The sequence below is a fragment of the Azospirillum sp. genome (genome assembly GCF_035627195.1).
Lineage (GTDB): Bacteria > Pseudomonadota > Alphaproteobacteria > Azospirillales > Azospirillaceae > Azospirillum.
In genome coordinates this window covers 1-20,528 of the sequence record NZ_DASPMG010000349.1, presented here as the reverse complement: position 1 = coordinate 20,528, position 20,528 = coordinate 1, and the positions used below count along the sequence as shown (strand labels likewise).

The 20,528-nt window shown below is 67.3% G+C and carries 8 protein-coding genes and 1 pseudogene; 3 read left to right on the top strand and 6 right to left on the bottom strand.

Translation table 11 applies throughout. The features are described 5' to 3' along the window. The first annotated feature begins 4 nt into the window (after positions 1–4). Together VED21_RS30895 and VED21_RS30890 are read left to right on the top strand one after the other, a co-directional pair. Positions 5–1,309 (top strand): NAD(P)/FAD-dependent oxidoreductase, encoded by a 1,305-nt coding sequence (locus VED21_RS30895; RefSeq protein ID WP_324889391.1) that lies wholly within the window; start codon positions 5–7, stop codon positions 1,307–1,309. 204 nt (positions 1,310–1,513) lie between these two features. Continuing rightward, a complete protein-coding gene (locus tag VED21_RS30890; RefSeq protein ID WP_324889390.1) occupies positions 1,514–2,332 on the top strand; it encodes an IS66 family transposase in 819 nt (272 codons plus the stop codon). Positions 2,333–2,441: 109 nt separating this feature from the next. On the opposite strand, the gene VED21_RS30885 is transcribed toward VED21_RS30890, so the two are convergent. The 6 genes from VED21_RS30885 to VED21_RS30860 all read right to left on the bottom strand — a co-directional run bounded on the left by VED21_RS30885 (position 2,442) and on the right by VED21_RS30860 (position 19,815). Then, positions 2,442–3,384 (bottom strand): IS630 family transposase gene (locus VED21_RS30885; RefSeq protein WP_324889389.1). Its coding sequence is split into 2 segments (ribosomal slippage): positions 2,442–3,041 and positions 3,043–3,384, totalling 942 coding nucleotides; the frame shifts between segments, so codons are not numbered across the junction. A 98-nt stretch (positions 3,385–3,482) separates the two neighbouring features. Further along, complete coding sequence (locus VED21_RS30880) at positions 3,483–3,662, bottom strand: hypothetical protein (RefSeq protein WP_324889387.1); 180 nt, start codon at positions 3,660–3,662, stop codon at positions 3,483–3,485. A 424-nt stretch (positions 3,663–4,086) separates the two neighbouring features. Further along, entirely contained in the window at positions 4,087–9,891 is a 5,805-nt protein-coding gene (locus tag VED21_RS30875) for a hypothetical protein (protein WP_324889386.1), read from the bottom strand. Then, positions 9,888–18,737: a hypothetical protein gene (locus VED21_RS30870; protein ID WP_324889385.1), complete on the bottom strand. Its 8,850-nt coding sequence runs from the start codon at positions 18,735–18,737 to the stop codon at positions 9,888–9,890. Before VED21_RS30870 ends, VED21_RS30875 begins: the two co-directional genes overlap by 4 nt. A gap of 15 nt (positions 18,738–18,752) precedes the next feature. Then, positions 18,753–19,358, bottom strand: a complete 606-nt coding sequence (locus VED21_RS30865) for a matrixin family metalloprotease (protein WP_324889383.1) — start codon at positions 19,356–19,358, stop codon at positions 18,753–18,755. 85 nt (positions 19,359–19,443) lie between these two features. After that, entirely contained in the window at positions 19,444–19,815 is a 372-nt protein-coding gene (locus tag VED21_RS30860; protein ID WP_324889381.1) for a hypothetical protein, read from the bottom strand. Positions 19,816–20,387: 572 nt separating this feature from the next. Between VED21_RS30860 and VED21_RS30855 the strand changes: the two are divergent. Next, positions 20,388–20,528, top strand: a pseudogene (locus VED21_RS30855) (transposase); the annotation flags it as partial.

The window sequence follows — 20,528 nt, the reverse complement described above, 5'->3', positions numbered from 1 at the left end:
CCCCATGAACCGCCTGCCTTCCCTGACCCGCCGCTCCCTCCTCACCGCCGCCGGCGCCGGTGCCGGCCTGTCGCTGTTCCGCCCCGCCGCCTCCCGGGCGGCCACCACCGGCGCCGCGAAAGCCCGCGTCGTCGTGGTCGGCGGCGGCTTCGGCGGCGCCACCGCCGCCAAGACCATCCGGCGCCTCGACCCCGCCATCGAGGTGACGCTGGTCGAGCCGAGCCGGGAGTTCGTCACCTGCCCGTTCAGCAACCTGGTGCTGGGCGGCCTGCGCGACCTGCCCTCCATCACCCACCGCTACGACGCGTTGAGCCAGAAGCACGGCGTCAAGGTCGTGCACGCCGCGGCGACCGGCGTCGACCCGGCGGCCAGGACGGTGACCGTCTCCGGCGGCCTCACCCTGCCCTACGACCGGCTGATCCTGTCGCCGGGCATCGATATCCGCTGGAACGCCGTGCCCGGCTACGACGAGCCGGCGGCCGACGTGCTGCCGCACGCCTGGAAGGCCGGCGCGCAGACGGCGCTGCTGCGCCGCCAGCTGCAGGCGCTGGAGGACGGCGGGCTGGTCATCATCGCCGCCCCGGCCAACCCGTTCCGCTGCCCGCCCGGCCCCTACGAGCGCGCCAGCCTGATCGCGCAGTACCTGAAGACGCACAAGCCGCGCTCCAAGCTGCTGATCCTCGACGCCAAGGACGCCTTCTCCAAGCAAGGGCTGTTCACCGACGCCTGGACGAAGCTCTACCCCGGCCTGATCGAATGGGTGCCGGCCAGCCGCGACGGCAAGGTGGTGAGCGTCGAGCCCAAGGAGAAGGTCCTGGTCAGCGAGTTCGGCGAGCGCCACAAGGGCGCCGTGGTCAACGTCATTCCGCCGCAGAAGGCCGGCGCCATCGCCGACGCGGCCGGCGTCACCGACGACAAGGGCTGGGCTCCGGTCGACCACCGCACCTTCGAATCGCGCAAGGTGCCGGGCATCCACGTGGTAGGCGACGCCTGCATCCCCGGCGCCATGCCGAAGTCCGCCTTCTGCGCCACGGCGCAGGCAAAGGTGGCGGCGGCGGCCGTGGTCGCCGCGCTGAACGGCACCAGCCTGCCCGACCCGCAGTTCATCAACACCTGCTACAGCCTGATCGGCGACGGCTACGGCATCTCGGTGGCCGGCGTCTACCGGGTGAACGCGCAAGGCGTGGCGGAGGAGGTGCCGAACTCCGGCGGCGTCAGCCCGAAGGATGCCGACGCCGAATTCCGCCGCAAGGAGGCGCTGTACGGCGAAGGCTGGTACCGCGCCATCACCGCCGACACCTTCGGCTGACCCCCGGCCATTCCCGAGCGTGAATCATGCCCACCGCCTCCTTGACGCGACGCGGTGAGCTTCCCCCGCGCGAGTGGACACCGGATTATGCGGCCCGTAATTGCTCAGGGGGGGCCGGTGATGGGCGCCGTCGGGTTTGATCCGGGTTGGGGGTGCCCCTAACGGGACATTGCCTGGCGGGCTTGGATATGAGTCAACCTCTCCATGACTCGCCCCGATCTGTCCCGCCCGAGCCCGGAGGAGAAGGATTCGCTGATCCTGGCGCTGCTGGAGCGCGTCGCGGCGCTCGAGGCGAAGCTGAACCAGCCCCCGAAGACGCCGAACAACTCCAGCCTGCCACCCTCGCGCGGCCAGAAGGCGAACCGTCCGCCGCGTCCCAAGAAGCCGCGGCGCAAACGCAAGGGGCCCGGGGTGACGCGCGCGTTGGCCGCCGATCCCGATCAGGTCGTGGACTGCCACGCGCACGCCTGCGCCCGCTGCGGCACGGCGGTGACCGCCGACACCCAGCGGCTGCGTCACGCCTATGATCACATCGACCTGCCGCCCATCCGGCCGGTGATCACGCGGGTGCGGCTGTTCGGGCAGCGCTGTCCGGCCTGTCGGCGCCGGGTGCGCGCCACGCCGCCCGAAACGATGCCGTCCGGGTCGCCGTTCGGCCCGTCGATCGTGGCGATGCTGGCCTATCTGCATCACCAGCACACGGTTGGCTACGATCGGCTCTCCCGGCTGATGGCCGAGCTGTTTGGGCTGCGCATCAGCGAGGGCGCCATCGCCAATACGCTACGCCGGGCGAACCGCCCGCTCGGCCAAGCCGAGGCTGCCATCGTGGAGCGGCTACGCCAAGCCACCGTCATTGGTTGCGACGAGACCGGGGCGCGAGGTCATCACCGAGGTGCTGGGCGAGCATCGGCCGCGTTGCTGGGTGTCGGATCGCTGGGGCGCCCAGCAGGGCCACGCCGATACCCACCAGGTCTGCCTCGCCCATGTCCTGCGCGACGTCCAGTACGCCATCGATGCCGGTGAGACGTGCTTCGCCCCGGCCCTGCGCCGGCTGCTCTGCTGGGCCATTGCGGTGGGGCGACGACGGCCGGACTTGAAGGACAGCACGCTGGCCCACTAGAGCGATTTCCGATCAGGTTGCATAGCCGGAGTTTCTGAAGAGGTTCCGGCATTCGTCTGGCTGATAGAGATCGATGGTGCGGCCGATGGCGCTCCAAAGACCGTCGCGGGTCCGCTCGGCGGCCTTGCGCAGCAGAGCCTTGAGCTTGGCGAAGGCTTGCTCGATGGGATTGAGGTCGGGGCTGTAGGGCGGCAGGTAGAGGATCCGGGCGCCGCGCGCCTCGACCGCCTCCCGCACGCCGGCGACCTTATGGCTGGGCAGGTTGTCGAGGATGAGGATGTCGCCGGCGCTCAGCGTCGGCGCCAGGACCTGCTCGACGTAGGCGCGGAAGATCACTCCGTTGACCGCCCCGTCGAGCACATAGGGCGCGGTGATGCCGCTGGTGCGCAGGCCGGCGATCAGCGTGGTCGTCTTCCAATGCCCATGCGGGACGGGAGCCAGCAGGCGCAAGCCGCGCACACACCGGCCCCGGCGCCGTGCCATGGTGGTGCTCGCCCAGGTCTCGTCGAGGAACACCAGGCGCTCGGGATCGAGCGCCGGCTGGCGGCGGATAAAGGCGCGCCGCGCCTCGGCGACGTCAGCGCGCTGTTGCTCGACCGCGTGCAGGCTTTTTCTTGAGCGTGAGGCCCTGCGCCTTGAGGAAGCGCCACACCGTGCCAAGCCCGACGCTCAGCTCATGGCGGGCGCTCAACGCGGCGCGGATCTCCTCCAGCGTCAGATCGGGCTGATGGGCGATCAGCGTCAGCACCGCGTCGCGGTGGCCGGTCAGGCGCGAGCGTTGATCCCCGCCCATCGGCCGCGCCGCGGCATGCCCCTCCGCGCGCAAGCGCTGTGCCCAGCGGATGGCTATGCTTTCACTGATCCCGTAGCGCGCCGCGGCGGCGCGCGCCGACGAGCCGCCCGACACCGCCGCGACAACGCGATCTCTGAGGTCTTGCGAATAGGGCGCCGCCATGTCCAGCTCCGGGCCGTTCAACCACACACCCAGATTCGCCGATCCGACGGGCCTTGTGAATCCCCCAACCTCTCCGATTCAGCTCGATCGGAAACGCTCTAGCCGCGGCTCCATGGCTCGCTCAGCGCGGCGCGCACCGGTTCCTCAATGCGGCGGATCCCTGCCAGCACATTGACCTCGGCCTCGCTCAGCCAGCTATCGAACGGATGGAGCGGCTTACCCTTCACCGTCCCGCAGAGGCGGTGGAGCATGAGGCGGATCATGGCGAGGGTGGCCATGGTCTCGGAAACCTCCGGCAGTTCTTCGGGCTGGCCTCACGCCCTTCGCGCTCGCTCAGCATGACCAGCAGGTGGTGGCGGATCGTTTTCCAGACGCCCGTACGCTGGAACAGCCGCATGTGCCAGTACACCGTCTGCCACTTCGGAAACGCCGGAGGGGGCGGCCGGTCCGGACCACGTAGAAGAGACCATCCAGCAAGCGGCGCATTCCACCGACCGCGGTTGCCCTCCCGGCTTGGCGGGCGGCATGAGGGGCTCCAGCAACCGATAAGGCAGCCCACAGAGACGCTTACACACAAACCGTTCTCCCGATCATTCAATCTGGAAGATTCGCTCCACCCCAATCTCGCCGGAAAATGGGGCCAGAGCACCGCTTTCTGTGCATACTTAAGCACTAATATATGACAGAATCTTTCCAATCTCCCTACCCGTGCCGGATCTCCTCCAGATCGAGCATCGCCGCAAAGCGGGGACCGGTTTCTGCGAAATCATCATCGGCTGCGGTGTCAGGACGCGGCTCATCGACGTACGTGGCCGGGCGCAGGCGGTCGACCTCCTCAACATAGACTAGCCATGCCAAGCCTCTGGCCCGGAAGTCCGAAGTCCTTACTTGGAATTCCTCACACCATTCGCGAACGCCGTTGTCGTCTATGGACGAACGGGCCAGCGCCTCAGCGACCACCGTTTCCCCGTGATCCTGACCGTCGGATTTGTGCCGGCGCACGAGCATCATCCGCATGACGGAGCGTTGCGCGGAACTCGTCTCGGGAATGGATCCCTTGTCACCACGTTCACGGGCGGCGCCTGATGCCCTGACGATGATGCGGGTCGTCTCCGGACCGTCGGGCTCCGCGATGGCCTTCACTGTTCGGACTGGCAGGATCTGGGTCCAGCCTATTGTCGGCTCGGAAACACGGAGCGGTGTCGGCGCATGTGGCTGGTAGCGCACGAGGCCCATGCGGACGAAAGGCGAGTCCACGCCCAGCGCGTTCAACTCAACATCGGCGTACCAGATTTCCTGCTCGGCATCGAACAACGCTTGGTAGGTCACCAACGTCACAGACATGAAGCCGCCGGGCGGGCTGACCGCACGCGACTCCAAGGCATCCATGCTGAGCGGAACGGGCATGAGCGCATGCGGGACGATCACGCCGTCCGTCAGTTCCTCCCCTGGTGGGTTCGTCCAGTCGGCTTCCGGCCCCCAGTGAAGCCGCTTGAAGTTGTCGGGGGACAGCAGCCAGCCTTGCGGCAGGTTGCCGGGGCGGATCGGATCCGCACCCCAGCGGGTCACCCAGGCACCACCAGGACCGAGGTCGGCATCCTGCAGCCCCAGGACGTTGCCTCCATCGTCCGGCAGGTCGTTGAGCTGGATGGGTGGGGCGCCCGGCACAAGCTCCCGGATCACGTCCTGCCGGACATCCTGTGCGTCCAGGTCGAAAAGATGCGGCGGCCACAGGACGATGCCGATCCGCTCGCCCTCTCCGGAACTGAACCAGGGACGTTGCATCCGGACGCGAATGTTGGGCCGGCGCGTCACGCTCACCTCTCGCCCTAGCCGGCCGCGAGTGGTGACGCCGACGCCGTCGCCAGCGATGTCCTTACCCGCGGTGGAACTGACGGCCTCACTCCAGCGGAACGACGGAATCAGGCTTAGTGGAACGATGCGGGCGGGCCGGACGGTTGCGGGGAGCCACAGCCCCCGAGAATGGCGTGCCGCTGAGGTGAGGCGCGCGTCGGCCATCCTCGGCGGGCCGTACTGTGTCGCGGAGGGGGGCGGCCTAGACTCTGGACGTTGCGGCTGGGGGGTGGTGAGAATTTCCGGCAGCTCGTCGTAACGGGTGCGCAGAACGCTTCCATGTCGCGACACAGCTACGACGGACAGCTCGACATAGCGCGCGCGGCCGTCGGGGAAGGGGAAACGCAAGGCACGAATGTCGCCGCCGTGTGCCGCGCATTCTTGCGCTTGCAGAAGGTCGATCTCATTGATTTTTGGTCCGAAACCTTCGATTCGCAACAGGGGCACCGTTTCACGGCGAAGGGTGACGCGGCCGTCCGAATGGGGGAGAAAGCCAAACACCTCCTCCGGGCGCGTCAGGCCCCGCCCGTCCGGCTGAGGCCAGATGCCGCGGGCTCGATCATCGCGGCTGCGGCCACGACCGGTGTCGTCGAACCGCCCGCGGGCCGCGGCGGCGGTGGTTGCAAGGATCTCGATCGCCCCCGTTGTCGGGCCGTGCAGGCGCACCCGCCCGGATAGCAGCACGTCCACCGCTTCCGGGACTTGCTCCTTCAAGCTCCAACGCCTTGGATCCCGCAGCGGTTCGGTTCCTGCCTTAGCCGTCAGGATCGCCTGAATGCGACTGGCAGGAACGCGCAATAGCCGGACGGGCGCTTGCGCGTCGGCCACAAAGGTGGGCTCATCCTCGGGAAGGTCGACGGCGTGCACCGCCTCGATCTCCTCCACGGCGGCGATCTCCGTCATCGGATTTTCCTGCATAAAGCGGTGGACCCGATCCGCGATCTTGTTGATCTCGCTCTGGGTGGGCAGCCGCAGTCCGCCCACGCCCTGCCCGCACACCGAACCGGCAGGCGGCGGTGCCCCATCAGACTTGGCTGGCGGATCGCCGCACAGGGCGGCCATCCCGGCTTGGCACGCCCGGTTGACGGCGGCCGGGTCGGGGGGTATACCGCCGGCGCCGCAGCCGCAGGCTACGGCGAGCGCGGCCGCGGACTCCGTGCCCTCGAACATGAATTGGAGGAACACCGGGCTTGGGATGCACCACGCCCGGATCGTTGCCTCCTCACCCGGCTGCAATTGCACGATCACGTGACGTACCGCCGGGGCTGCGCCGCCGGCCCCAGCGTGCAGCGGGTCCAACGAAGCCTTGTCGCTGTATGCCCACACCTTATTGCGCTTGCCATCTGCGAAGGCGATCAGCGCGCGCGGACCATTGCTCTGCCGGACGACGTCCAGAACCACCGGTATGACATGGGGATATTGCGGGGGTTTTGGTGTGTTCTCTCTGGCTTCGCCGCCGTAGAACTGGACGAAGAGCGCCTGCCGCTCACCGCCCTTGACCTCGACCTGGAGTACGAGGTGCGTGGCGGCTGGGTCGGGATAGTACGGCGTGCGCCGTGGCTCCTTGGCGCGCCCACCGTTCAGTGGCCGGAACACGGCGGAGCCGGACGGCACCCCGGACCGGGCGCTCCATTCCGGATCGGCCTTGATCTTGATGTTGCCGGGACCAGAGAAGGTCAGTGGAATCGAGTCCCCGCGATCGACGATTTCCCCCAGATCCGTCAACTCCGGCGACGGCAGCGGGACCGGCGCGCCCTCCTGCGGATCCGGCGCGGATGAACGGGCGTGCTTCATGCGGAAGATCGGGAAGCCACCCCACGCCGCGTTGTAGTCGACCCACGACAGGCCGCCCTTGGGGCGTGACGCGATGACCGTCCGCCGCCAGGCGACGTGCTCCTTCGTCCAGACCTGACGTGGCTCGCTTCCTTGGCGATCCCACCGAGGGACCCATTCCACCGCCACCATCTCATCGGGCTCCGCTTGGCCAGAGCGCAGCCAGCGGGGCTCCAGCCGTACTACATTCCTTTCCATCTCGGCGCCGTCGTCGAACACTCCGTGCATGCTGGCGAAGTCCAGCCCAACAGCGGGTGGGATCAAAACGCGGCGGGCAATCTGCGCCTCCTGCGCCGTGCCGCCCTGCTTCGGTTCGGCCAAGCCAAGCAGCCGGGCGTTGTCCCTGTCCCGGATGGTGCGCACGACCATGCGCCTCGTCTGCTCCGCCGTGGTCCGCCTGGGCAGTTGGACCTCCTTGTTCCGGTTCCGGACCGGCTGGGTGCCAGGGGCGACGAAGGCCCATTCCGGCGTGGCAAGGATGGGAGTGTCGATGCGCTCGTGCCGGCGATAGATCCGCCCCGGTTCGGAGACCGGCGGCAGCACCAGCTTGCCGTCATGGCTCCGTTCGTAATGGCCAAGCGCCCGTTCCAGAGGAATGGACACGCCCCCCGCATAGACCGCACGCAGCCCGAAATGGTAACGCCAGCCGAACCGCAGCGGTGGCGGTGTGAAGTCCTGGTCGCCCCGGTTGGTTGGCAGCGACAACACCATGCCGATCTTCAGGTCGCGGGCGTCCAGCGTCGTCTCGGTCGGCGTGCAGGCCAGCCCGAGGGGGTCGCCGCGCCACGCCCCGATGATTTCCTCCGTAAAGACGGCCCTCTTCATGTGCGCCTTGGGGATCTTTAGATCCTCGCGCCACGCGGCGGCAACGGTCAGCATGCCGTCGTCCGCGCGCAGACGGGCCAGCTTGTCAGGGTAGAGATGGTCGATGGCCTTGTCGATGGGCGGTTCCTCGCCGGTGCCGTCACCGGCGCCGAGACGGAACGCTACGTTGCGCCGCATGAGCGTGTGCCAGCGCCGACGCGAATTCTTCGGGTCGCGTTTGGAGAGCACGCCGACATCGAGCTTGTATCCGACGGTCAGGTCCGAGGCGTCGAAGAGGATGCCGTTTCTGAAGCCTCCCGTCGAGGGGGTCTCTTCAGTCGGTTGGCTGGCCGCCACGACGTGGCGCGCGATCACGTGGTTCTGGCGCCAGCGGTCGATGAGGGCCAGCCCCATGGTGCGCAGGGTGCCGCGTGGCGGATCCGTGCCGTTGGCCGGGCGCAGCGCCCGCGCACGCTCCTCATTCTCGTCCGAGGCGATGGCCGTTATGGAATCCAGCGTCACGATGTCGAAGCGCGGTTCCCGTCCGTCCGGGCAGGCCGACTCCTGGCCGAGATCAACCATCCCGTCGATCTGCTCGGCGATCGCGAGGCCACGCAGGTCCGTCCCCACGCCGGCGCCGAAGGCGTCAATCTCTTCACGGGTGCAAGGGTAGAAATGCGCCGGCCCGGTTCCCTCTGGCCCGCCCATGCGCAGCTTCGCGGTGGTCCAGATCGGCGGCAGCCGAGTCCCGCCTTTCGCCGGAAGCGTGGCGGACAGCAGGAGGAAGCGGGGCTCGGCCGGTTCTTTCGGTTCGGGCAGCGCCTCGGGCGGCAGCGCGTTGGACCGGATCCTGACGTCGTGGTCGAGGACCTTGACCTCGCGGCCGAGGGGAGGGAGGCCGCCGAAGGCATTGAGCAGCACCTCCAAGTCGCATTCGACGTCCACGACGAACCGGAAAAGGCGCGCCAGCGACGGGTGGGCCTGAAGGGCAAAGAGGCGGCGGCGGGCGAAATCGTCATTGGCCCCGGTGAGCGGCGCCGGGGCTGCGATCTGGGGTTTGCCGGGTTCGGGCAGCGGCGGAGAGGAGGAGAGGCGGTACGCGGCGTGCGCCTCCTCGATCTGCGGACCGGCCTGCGGTGCGGCGTGCAGGGCGCGGGCGCACGCCTCCGGGGAGCGGCGCCCGGCGTGACAGTCCGCCGTCGTCGCCAGTGCCTCCAGCGCCTTTACTGGATCGTTCATCTCGTGATAGGCCCGCCGGGCCGCCGCCGTGGCCTTCGCCCGCGTTCGGCTGTCGCCCAGCCTGTCCCAGGCCGCGTTGTCCGCGTCGGCGTTTCGCTTCACGATCTCCTCGTCGATGCTGGCTTGGTTCGCCTTGTCCGGCTTCGGGAGCGGATCCGGCTCGCCAGCGACCTGGGGGAGTGGCGGCCGCGTGTCCGTGCTGCGGCCGGCCAGCCGGTCGAGGATGTGGTAGGCACGTTCGAGGCTGAGGGCGACGGCCGCGGCGCTGCGCTCGGTGCCGAAGATGCCGGGCATCGTCTCCTCCGCGTCGGCGGGTGCGTCCGCGGCTAGTGGCGGAGGTGGATTGGCCGGCGGTGCCTTTGCCGGCGGCGTCAAGGCGCAGGCGACCGCGTGAAGCCCGGACGCTTCCCCCATTGCCGTCTGCCAGAGCGCGTTGAGCTGCTTTTCCAGCGGGTGCCGAAAGGCGGTCATGATCACGGATTTGAATTTTGGCTCCTTGACATCCCGCCCTGCCCGGCTGTCGAGTGGCCAGACGTTCACCGTGACGCCCTTCTTAAGGACGGCGTCGACCTCGGCCGGCCAGGATGAGAGGTCGGGCGTACCCGCAGTGGGGTCGGGCACCGGCGTGAGGACGAGGGTCGCTCGCACCCGGCGCGTGGTCGTGCCGTTGGACCGCCGCTCGAAGACGCCCGCGGCGATGACGCGCACGGCAGCCTCGACGGAGAGCCGCGCGTCGGTGGGAGGGCCGGACTGACCGGGCGTCGTCTCGTTTGTCATGCCGCAAACCCGTCGATGTTGCTTGCGAAGTAGGATCGGTAGGCGGTCCAGTCACTGTCCTGGGACGTCACCGCCGCTTTGACGACGGGGCCGCCGGGGAGCTTCGCGGGCAACACGCCCTCCATGCTCCCCATGTCGCCGAGCGAGGCCAGGCGAACTGGACCGGATTGCCCGATATCAGCGGTGGAGAACCCCCTTCCGAGGTTTCTCCGCACGCCGACCCGAAACTCGACGTCGGCGATGCCGACCGAGAACGAGTAGGTGAAAACGGCCGATCCATCCATGGAGCCGTCGCGCTGCTGAGCCATCCGTACGACCAGCGTCGCGGCAAGGGCGAAGCAGGCGATGATCGCTTCGCCGCCGGCGTAAAAGAACCCGTCGATCTGCGCTCCCTGCGCCCCGTCGGGAGCGTCCACGCGGTTCACGTAGATGCCCGTCGAGATACGCCCCTGACCTTGCAGAGGGCCGAACGCGAAGGCGCCGCCTCCGCCAAACTCGAACGACGCCTCGAAGCCGAGGATGCGCCGGCTGTTGGCCAAGAGCGCCAGGAACCCGCCGCCGGTGTAGGGAAGCGCCGAGATGAGGAACGGCTTGTCCTTGCGTCCGATCGAGGCGGAGAAAACGGCTTCGCGGTTGTCGAAAGGCAGCTGGCAGGACGCGTTCAGGGACACGTTGGTGAAGGACAGCGACCCTACGGAGATGATGCCCAGAAACAGGCTGTAGCCCGCCTCGATGCCAGGATATCCGTTGGCCGGCCGGACGTAGGGGCCACTTCCCTTGGGGTTGAAATAGGGCTCCAGCGGCTTGATGAACGCGGCCTGCGGCCCAAGCTGAAAATCCTTGTAGGCGATCTTGAAATCGGAGCCCTTGCGGCTGTCGTTGACGAACCGCGCGCCGTCGAACAGCAGCGTCACCACGCCAAAGAGGTTGATGTCGAATGGGTCGAGCGTCGCTTCCGCCGTGAAGACCGGGGGAGTCGATGGCTGGAGGAGGTCGTAGGTCGCCCTGGCGGCGATAGCCAGCCGGGCGTCGCCCTTTGGCAGGAAGAGGGTGCCGACGTTCTCCATCCGGGCGGTGAAATCGTAGCTGAGCGCCACGCGCGCGGGCACCATTTCCTTGAGCTTGGCCTCGATGCTCCGCCGCGCGCCCTCCAGGTCGACGATCCGCGACAGGTCGCCGCTCAGCACCCGCTCGCCGATGCGCGACAACGTGACGAGCAGGATCGCGGCGGAGGCGCGGCCCTCAGCCCAATCGGTGAACAGCCCCGCAAGCGCCGCCGCGTGCTCCGGCGTGAACGGCGCCTTCCTGTCGGCATGGCCCGCCAGTTCGTCGCGTTCCGCCGTGAGGAAGTCCTGGTCGGACGTTTCCGGTTTGCCGTCTTTGTTTGGTGCCGTTCGGTACTTGTTCAATTCGGGTGGGCGGGGAACCAGCATCAGCTTGGCGAGGTCGGCCACCGTCGCCTTGCCGAGGTCCTTGAGAATGCCGTCGAGCGACTGGTCGCCCGGCTGGGGCTGACCGGTGCTTGCCGCCACCAAGCCGGCATGGATCTTGTTGCGCTCGTTTACGATCTTGCCTTGAACGGTCGCGAGTGCGCGCAGAATGGGGTTGAGCAACGTGAACAAGGCGTCGATGAAACCCGCGGCGATCTCGGCACTGGCGGTGAGCCGCTTCGCGGCGGCCTGGATGAGCACTTGTTCGGCCTGCCTGACAAGGGAATCGGCGATCTTCGCGAACACGGCGTCGGCATCCCGTGCGACGGCCAGCAGGCTCGCCAACGTCGTGTTCAGCTTCTCGCGGGTGTCGGCCGCCTCCGCCGCGATTTCGGATAGCGGCCGGAGCACCGTCTTGTCGAGGTCGTTCGCGACATCCGCCCGCGCCTGTTCGAGCTTGCCGAGAATGGCCCCGAACTCCTGGGTGAGGGTGTCGGCGATCCTTTGCTGTCCAGCCTCCGTGAACGCCTTCGCCAGATCCTCGATCGCCACGCGGATGCTGACGACCCGCGTCGGCAGTGCCTTCAGGCTCGTCGCCGCCTCCGCGACCTGGACCAGCACCCGGGCCGTCCGCGTGGCTTGGCGGGCCACCGCGACCGTCTTTTGGACGGCGTTGATCCGGGCCGCCTCCAGCGTCGCGGGCAACCCCGGCGCAAGCACCGCTTTCAGATCGCCGTCGAACGCCTGCAGGACGGCCAGGATGCCGCCTTCGTCGTTGAACGGTGCCCCCAGGCCGTGCAGCGCCTTTGCCGCGGCGGCCAGTGCCTCCATCAGCCGCTTCCGCAGGGCGGCCACGGCCGACAAGGCGTCGAGTGGGAATTCCGTCAGGGTCCCTTCGAAAGCGGTGCAGACGCTGTCGGACAGTCCGCCGTCGGTCACCGAGGCAAACTGCCGGGACGCCTCGTCCAAGGCGGTGGCGACGCCGCGCATGTCCTGCGCGGCGGCCAAGAGATCCTTGGCGGCTATGTCGATCCGATCCCCGAGCCGGTCAAGCGACCGCGCAAGCTCCTCTTCCTGCGGCCGAGCGAGGTCGGCATAACGCCTCACGGCGGCGTCCAACTCGACCAGGGGCGGCACGCTGTCCTCGACCGCCCCGACCGCTGCCAGGGGCATGGCCGCGCTCGTCGCGGGGGTCACGAGCTGAATGGATGTCCGCAGGATGGACAGCATCGTTGTGCAGACGCGCCGGTTCTTCAGTTCGAGGTCGTCCAGCGCCGGACGGATGAGGTTGAGGGCCTCGTCCGCCACCTTCCGGAGTTCCACCCGCAGCGCCGGCAGGGAGTCGTTCCAGGCCGTGAGCCCGCGGGCGGCTTTCACGAACGTCCTGAGGCTCTTCATGACAGCGTCGAACAACAGTCCCTGCACGCGCTCGCCTGCGGAGCGGCCGTTGTCTTTCCAAACGTTTAGGGCCTGCTTCACCAATGGATCGGTGTTCGTCTCCAGCCGCCTGGTAAGCTCGACAGCGATCGCGAGGGCGGCGGCGCCCGGATCGTCCTCGTTCTGGACGAGCGCGTCGATCCAGGCGCCGCTGTTACTTCTCAGCGCCTCTTCAAGCGCGACGTCCATCGTGGCCCGCACTTGTCCGGCGTCCGGCCCCGAAGGCGCGACCGGCAACGCGAAAACAAGCCGGCGCCACACCTTGAGCTCCGGCGCGGTGACCAAACCGATGACCCTGGCATTGACCGACAGTTCGACGTCCTTCACGGCGGTATGCACCGTATCCAGCACCTCGGCGGTGGTGCCGCCGATGGTCACCAGCAACGCGCTGATCTGCCTGTTGAAGGCGTCGCGCACGGCGGCCCGTACCGGAGCCACCGGGTCGGCGGCCACGCGTTCGATGGCCGCGACGAAGCGGCGGCCCGAGGCGTAGATTTCCGCGAAGTGCCCGAACAGCTCCTCCACATCGCGGATCGCCGGGCTGGTGTCGATCGCCTTGTCGAGCGCTGTCCTGAGATTGCGGTAGGCGGCGCCGACATCGGGATAGAGGGTTGCCAGCCGGTTGACGGCCTCGTCCAAGTCCGGGGACGGAGCGGCGCTCCCGTTCCCCGCAGGCCGCAGAGCCTCGGCCCAGTCAAGGGCCAGGACGTCCAACGCGTCGCGCAACGGTACGAGCAGGCTGTTGCGCACCTTGGCGACAGCGGCGCCGACGTCCTTCCCGGCGTCCTCGAGCAGGGTCGATGCGTAGTGCGTCACCTCCTTGAAGGCCGGAGCGGATTGCAGCCCCTTGGTCAGGAACTTCAGCGCGTCACCGAAGGTCAGAATGCCGAGGATCTTCGCATCCGGGTCGAAGAAGGAGCCGACGTCCAGATCCTTGACCGGCGCGATCGTCCTTGGCGCGGTGGCCGGCTTGGCGTCGACGGCGGTGCCATGGGCGGTAGGGGGAGGCGCGGGGGGGGCCACGCCACCCACGGGACCCTTGTCGCGGGAAAGCGCGACGAGCGTCGTCTTCGGGCGCGTCGTGCCGCCTGTGCGGTCGCCCGCCGTGCCGGGATCGAATGCGACCGGCTGGTCGAAGAGAAGGTAAACGTCGGACTTTGCCTCGCTTTGCGCCAGGTCGTGACCTGGGAAGCCGTGCACCGTGTACCCGAACTCGAAGGTCGTGGCGATCGGCGTGGACGCCTGCCCGAGCATCCGGTCGACCTGGGCGATCCTGATCTCGGAGCGCTCGATGATCGGATAGAAGGGCGGCTGGTCGGCCCCCTGCAGCAGGGCGGAGAAGTCGAAGTTGGTGTTGTCCAATTTGTCGTCCGGGCGCGACTGTTCGCGGCCCTCGGCAGCGATGTCCCAGCGGATGGTTTCGAAGCTCGTCTCATCTGGCTTCGTCTCCGGCGCGTAGCGGCGCTTGTCGCCGGCATGGTGCATCTGTCGGCGGGGGTCGGGCCTATTGTAGTGCAGAACCAGCAGGCGCAATGCCTCTGGATCGTTCGCCGTGGTGCTGTCGACGAAGATCTGGGGCATGTTGATGCGGGTGCCCCGGCGGTCGATCTGGAACTCGAACTTCACTTCGCTGCTGTTCCCGGCCCGGGTGCGCGGCCAGAACGCCAAGCCGGAGCGGTACGGCGGCTTCCCGTCCCTGCTCAGGAAGATGCGGCCGTTCGGGCCTTCGTAGGCGCCCGTGTTCGGCGGCACCGTAGCGGGGGCGACATCGGCGGCGGGATCGACCAGATCGGGCGTTTCCAGCGTGAGGATGTCCAGCCGCTCGACCGGCCAGCGTCGGCCGCCGTTGGGTTGACCGATGGCCGGGTAGCGCTTTTCGGGATATCCGATCCGCAGGAAATGGCGCTGGACGAGGAACGCCACGGGGGCGTTGGACGTGGGATGCTTCATGAACCGCCGTTCGGTCAGCTTGACCAAAGACGCGCGGTGCCCGCAGGGGAACAGAAAGCCCCGGTAGACGACCTCGACCCGGATGTCGCGGCCAAGGACGGTGCTCTGGCGCCAGCGTTCGACCGTCAGGGCATCGAACAGGCTGCGGCCCTTGCTCCGCACTCCCACCCTGGCCGCCGCTGGCGGGACGAATGAAGTGTCGGCTTCAAGCGTGCCGCCGAGCGCGGTCAGCGTCAATTCCGTCACCCCGAGGGGTTGGGGCTGATAGATCGACGACCAGTCCTGCGGATCCGCACCATCGACGAGCGGTTCCGGCGTGGCATCCTGCAGGGCGAAGCCGGCGGGCGGGGCCATCTGCTGGCTGTTCGGGGCGAGGGTGCCATCCGCTTGGCGGCGGCCGCGCACCGGCAGGCCGTGCACAGACGACAGCACCACCAGCTCATGACGGTCGTAAGCGTCGAGGCCGGTGCGGAACTGTTCCGGCGTTTCCTTCGTGCTGAAGGGATCGGACGTGGTTACGCTCCGGGGCATGGCCCAAGGCGCCCAGGGACCTCGTGGCGGCGTGCCGATCCCCGTTCCCAGAAGGGCCTCGGGACGGTAATCCGGCGACCACACGGCCCGCAGGCTGGAGGCGTTCGCTGGTTCGTCCAAGCGGGCGAACCACAGCGGCACGGGGTCGCTCGGACCGCGCTCCAGGCACAGGCCGCCAGGCAGGGGAAGCGGTGTCTGGAAAAGAGCGTCCTGGGCTGGCGACAGCATGAGCCGGAAGGGCAATTCGATTGAGGTCTCGTTCCAGTGCGGGGCCTTCGCGCTCGCCGTGGCGATCTCGGCCATACGCTGGATCCCGGTAATGCGGCTGTTGTGTGCCTTGAAGGCGGCGGGGCAGGCGTCGGCGCGGCCCTCGGCCTCACGGATGGACCCGGCGTCGCCGCGGGTGAGCCCCTGGAAGATGAGCTGCTGTACGTCGTCGCGGCTGATGCGGCGATCCCATCGGCGGGCGGCCCGGCCGTTCTGCATTGGGTCGAAGAGCTTTTCGGCGCGCCGCACCACAGCGAGGTCGAGCGAGCCCCAGTTGGTCAGGGCGGCGAGTTGGAAAGGGAGGGCACCCGCGGGGCGTCCTTCTACGTCCGGGCGGCCGCCCTCGTAATCGTCGGCCGGGATGCGGAACGCCAGACGCGAGCGTCCGGACACCCGCGCCTCCACCGGGATGCAGAACGCGTCGCCCTCAAGCTTTGCCGCATGGGCGTTGTAGGCCTTGAGATCCAGCGCAATTCCTTTGACAGCCGCTTGCCGCTCCGCGCCGTCGGCGGTCTTGTCGAGAAAGCGCAGAAAGTGTTCCCGCCCGGCAAAGAACGGCGGACGCTTTGGGGCATTCGGGGCATCAGCCCGGTCCTTGTCCGACAGGTGGCAGTAGCGCTTTGCCCGGTCCAAGACATAGAAGGCCCGGAAGGAGGCGTAGTCATGGTCGCGGCGATCCTTGAACGCCTCGCGCTTGGCAAGAAACTCGATGTTGCCCTCCTGGTCCGCCAGCAGCTTGTCTTGGGACGGAGCTGGGGCCGACCCTGCGGGGACAAAGGACTGCCACAGCTCGGCCACCACGTCCGGTGGCAGATCCACCTCGGGTAGGGCGCGCAGTTCCGGCGCCCAGGACTGGTCGGGGGCCCCGACGTTCGATTGCTCCTGTTCGATACGTCGTGCAACCCGTCGGGCGACGCGGCTGGCGGCAGGGTCCAGGAACGCTGCGCCGACGTAGATGCACTGGTCGGCGGGAAGGCCCTCCTTCCCGGCCTCCTCGGCAAATTCTTTCACAAAGCGCTTGAACGCGTCGCTCGCGCCGGCATGTTTGAGCTGGTCTTTTGAGATCCTGCCCCGCCGTTCCAGACGCCGGCGGAGCGGTGGCTTGACGCGCTCCTCGGGCGGATCGTGCGGGCCCGGCCGGCCGTCTCGCAGGACGACGGCGTCTTCGATGCCCACCGCCGTTTCCGGCGCCGCCGCCGGGGGAATCGGCACCGGCAGGAACTGTCGCAGGAACGCCCGTTCGGCGATGTGCTGAGGCGGGAACTCGACCACCAGAACCGGCCGAGGATCGTGGGCGACGTCGTACCGGGCGGGTGAGGTTTCCGGCTGCAATGGGCCGCTGCAACGCGGCGCCACCTCCGGCGAGGGGAGCGTCGGGCGTCGGGCGGCGAAGGCCGCGGCGCGGCGGTCGGGCACGATCCACCAGCGTGCGCGGCTGCCGCTCCCCGTCCCGTTGGTGCCGTCCCGTTCCAGCAGCAGGTCCTGGAACCGATAGGTCAGGGACAACATGTCGCGCGGGCGGCGGATCGACAGCCGGGCGCGGCCCAGCGCGATGCGCACAGGCGGGTCCTGCTCGGGCGGAACGCCCAGATACACGACGCCCTCCGCCTGCGGCGGTTGGGTCCCCGCCTTCGCCACGCCGGTCCAGGAGTGGTTCAGCGGCACGCCGGCGAACCGGAACAGGCATTCGGTCTCTTCGAACAGCAGGGTGCTGATGGCGCGGTTGTAGGGCGCGATTCCCGTCTGATCGAGCCCGATCGCGCCTTGCAGCAGGGCGAGCGGCGCGGTGAACTGCGTGACGGCGTGCGTGCCGTTATGTTCCCAGGTACGGGCGATGCGAATCGCCGGAACCTGCGAGCGCAGGCCGGGACGCGGGACGTAAGTGGGCAGTGGAACGACGGTGAAGGTTCCATAGCGGGTGTCGACCGCGTGCCCGGTTTGCGTCGGGAGCGGTTCCAGCGCCGCGACGAGATGGAGCGCATTGTCCTCCCCGCGCCCGCGCCAGAGGATCCCGGTCGAGCAGGGGAACCGCGTGAGCACCGGATTCCGCCCAGCTTCGATGACCGAAAGCGTCAGACCGCTGCGCAGGGCGAGGGTGGGCGGGGCATCACCTGACTTCCGCCACGCCACCAACGCGCGTCGACAGGTGTCCGTGCTCGGTTCGAGGATGAGTTGTGTGAGCGGGGAGTCCCCCGGCGGTCGCCCTGGGACCCGGCCGAGCGCCAGTGTGCCCTGGAGTGGCTTGAGTTCGGCAAGTGCGAAGAGCACGCGCGGTTCGGTTCCGTCTGCCGCGGGCGGCACCGCGGGTGGCGCACCCTGGCCTTCGAAGAGGAGCCGGACATCGCCTTCTGGTCGCGCGCCGGCCGTTGTGCCCGGCGGCATGATGGTCAGTGGAGAGGGCAGCGTCTTGTCGGTGGGCACCACCGGCCCAGACCCGTTCGAGAGGAAACCGAAGGCGAGGCGGTCGAACTGCGGCGCTATCCCCTCGTCGGGGAGCGCCCTGAACAGGGACTTGCCCACCGGCCTCATCCGCCAGAACCCGTCACAGGCGAACGCCAGCCGCACTGACGGCACCTCATTCAGACTGAAGCTCTCGCCGAACAGGACGCCGCCCAGCCGCTTGAGGAAGGAGGACGGGACGTCGCCAGAGACGATCTCTGCCGCGCCGGCGGGACCGGGGCGGAGCCAGTCGATCAGGGTCGCGGCGCCCCCCGGTGCGCCAGTCGCCAGAGTGACCGTCCGTCCGTGTGGCAGGGCAACCTGCATGGTCAGGCTGCTGCCCGCCACCGGATCAGGCAGCGTCCCGCCCCAGCCGATGTCGATCCGGATCCGGTAGGGGGCCGTTCCGGGGAAGGAGGCGTTCTCAACCAACGCCGTCCACCCCTGTTGAGTGCGCCAGCGAACGAATCGGGCGGCCCTGGAAGGGGAGGGATCGTCGGGATCGCCGAAGGCGGCGGTGGCAAGACGGGTCTCGTGCCGTTCCGTCGGCGTCGGCCTGTAGACGAACAGAAGGCTCCTCCGGAGGGGGTCGCCATACTCGATCTCCAGTGTCGGCGGCGCGGCACCGAACACGGGTCTGACGGCGCCCGACACGACGGCACCGGCCAGGACGCTACGGCGTGTCAGCCGCAGCCCTGATCGCGTGGCGGGGAGTGCTTCCTGCGCCACCGGCACGTCGTCCTGAGGGTCGGAGTCGGTTGCCGGTGTCGGTGGATTGCGGTCATGTTCCACGGTACTGCCCCTTTCTCAAGGCTTTCCGTAGATGTCATTCCTGCCGTCGATGTCGTCTTGCGTCAGAGTCCGCTGCGTCTTCGAGAGAAGCAGATGATCCCGCATCACTGTCCCCGAAATTTCGCTGTGCTGGAGCCCCAGGCAGTGGCCGAACTCGTGCATGGCGACGCTCAGCAAGTCGTTCTCGCCCTCAGCGGGGGTGCCGGTCGCCTTCGTGTACCACTTCTTATTGATGTTGAAGCGGATGTCGCATTCCTTCAGGTGGGGAGCGGCATCCGGATTGCGGGGGGTGGCGTCGCCGGCGTCGTCCGGCTTCGTGCCAGGCCCCGTAATCGTCGTGAACTCAATGTAGCTTGTTCCGTCGGCGCCGCCGCTAGACGCGTAATCCAGACATTTTTCCGCCTCGAAGGTGAATTTGAACTTCGAATAGTTCCACTTCTGAGCGGCTTCCTTGATGCGGTCCAGGGCGCCGGGCGGTGCCCCCTTCAGACAGACCGTGAATCCCTGCGGCTTTCCGTCTTTCCAAGCCAAACCAAGTTTTTTATAGGCGAGCGCTGGATTTGCGCTCGCCGTGCCGATCAGAAGAATGAATAGGCTGGTGTAGAGCGCGCGTACGGTCATGGGGCCCTCGGCATTGAATGAAGGATAGCCGATCAGGATTTGGAGTTGACTGATGTGGTGCCGAGCGCGTTAGTGCGAGCGGCCTTTAGTTCGTGCACATGGCCGAGTTTCTAACGAGATCATTCTGCGGTGAGCAGGAATTGGCGCCATGTGCTTCCATAATTACTGGAAAGCAGCCACTAGCCATGCCGCTGGCGACGTTACCCTTGCAATCGGTAATGCCCCCGCTGTCGTAGCTGTAGCACCATTGATCGCCATTGCCGACTTTTTCCGTTTGGCTCTTGCCGGGATCGACGGTGAAGTTCGACACGCCGCTGTGTACGCGGACGACGCGGATGTTGCAGGGACTGCTCTGCTGGTTCTTGAAAACAGCCGTCTGCGCGAACGCAACTCCCATATCGAGTTGAAGCAGAGTGCCAGCGAGGACGGCAGAAATCATGACGGCCAATGGACGCATTGCTAAGCGCTCCTTATTTTGACGCACCTATCAAAAAAATCCCCTTTGAGGTGTCACAAACACTTTATAAGTACTGGTGAGCGATCATTTTTGAGAAGCTCTCCAAACCCTTTACCAAAGTTAATTCACCTAAGGAACAGGTAGGTGGTGCATCAACATAAACAGAGGCTCACCATCCGGTGAGCACGCATAGTTTGACTTGGCGTTTATTTTATAATGGTTGGCATGGCGGTGGATTTCTGTCAACTGGATAAATCGGATATGATTATGCTAAATGGATATCGTATCGATTCGCATCCAATATGTGAACATGTGGAATGCGAATCGGCTTTCGGGACCGATAATTATTCACTTTGTAAATTATTGTAGCGCGCACCGACGGCGCGCGCTTTTTCATAAGTTGGTATGCATTTGTACCGGCACCTGCCGGCAATTGACCTGATTCTTTGGATAAACGCCGAGCGGCCAACGCGACGCGCCGACGCGGCCATCTCGGCCGCCACGCCAGCCATGTGGGGGCGCTTCGGCGGGCCGGTTCCCCACAGCTACACCACGCGATGGGACACGACCGAGGCCCGCGTGGCTATGATGGTGGCAAGAAGGTCAGCGGGCGGAAGCGGCAAACTCTGGTCGATACCGAAGGCGACATTCTGAAGGTGCGGGTGCATCCAGCCGATCTTCACGACAAGGCCGGTGGAATGCTCCTGCTGGCG

Bases quoted from the DNA above. Each gene is read 5' to 3' on its own strand.
- VED21_RS30895 (WP_324889391.1), top strand. From the start codon at position 5: ATGAACCGCCTGCCTTCCCTGACCCGCCGCTCCCTCCTCACCGCCGCC.
- VED21_RS30890 (WP_324889390.1), top strand. From the start codon at position 1,514: ATGACTCGCCCCGATCTGTCCCGCCCGAGCCCGGAGGAGAAGGATTCG.
- VED21_RS30880 (WP_324889387.1), bottom strand. From the start codon at position 3,662: ATGGCCACCCTCGCCATGATCCGCCTCATGCTCCACCGCCTCTGCGGG.
- VED21_RS30875 (WP_324889386.1), bottom strand. From the start codon at position 9,891: ATGACAAACGAGACGACGCCCGGTCAGTCCGGCCCTCCCACCGACGCG.
- VED21_RS30865 (WP_324889383.1), bottom strand. From the start codon at position 19,358: ATGACCGTACGCGCGCTCTACACCAGCCTATTCATTCTTCTGATCGGC.
- VED21_RS30860 (WP_324889381.1), bottom strand. From the start codon at position 19,815: ATGCGTCCATTGGCCGTCATGATTTCTGCCGTCCTCGCTGGCACTCTG.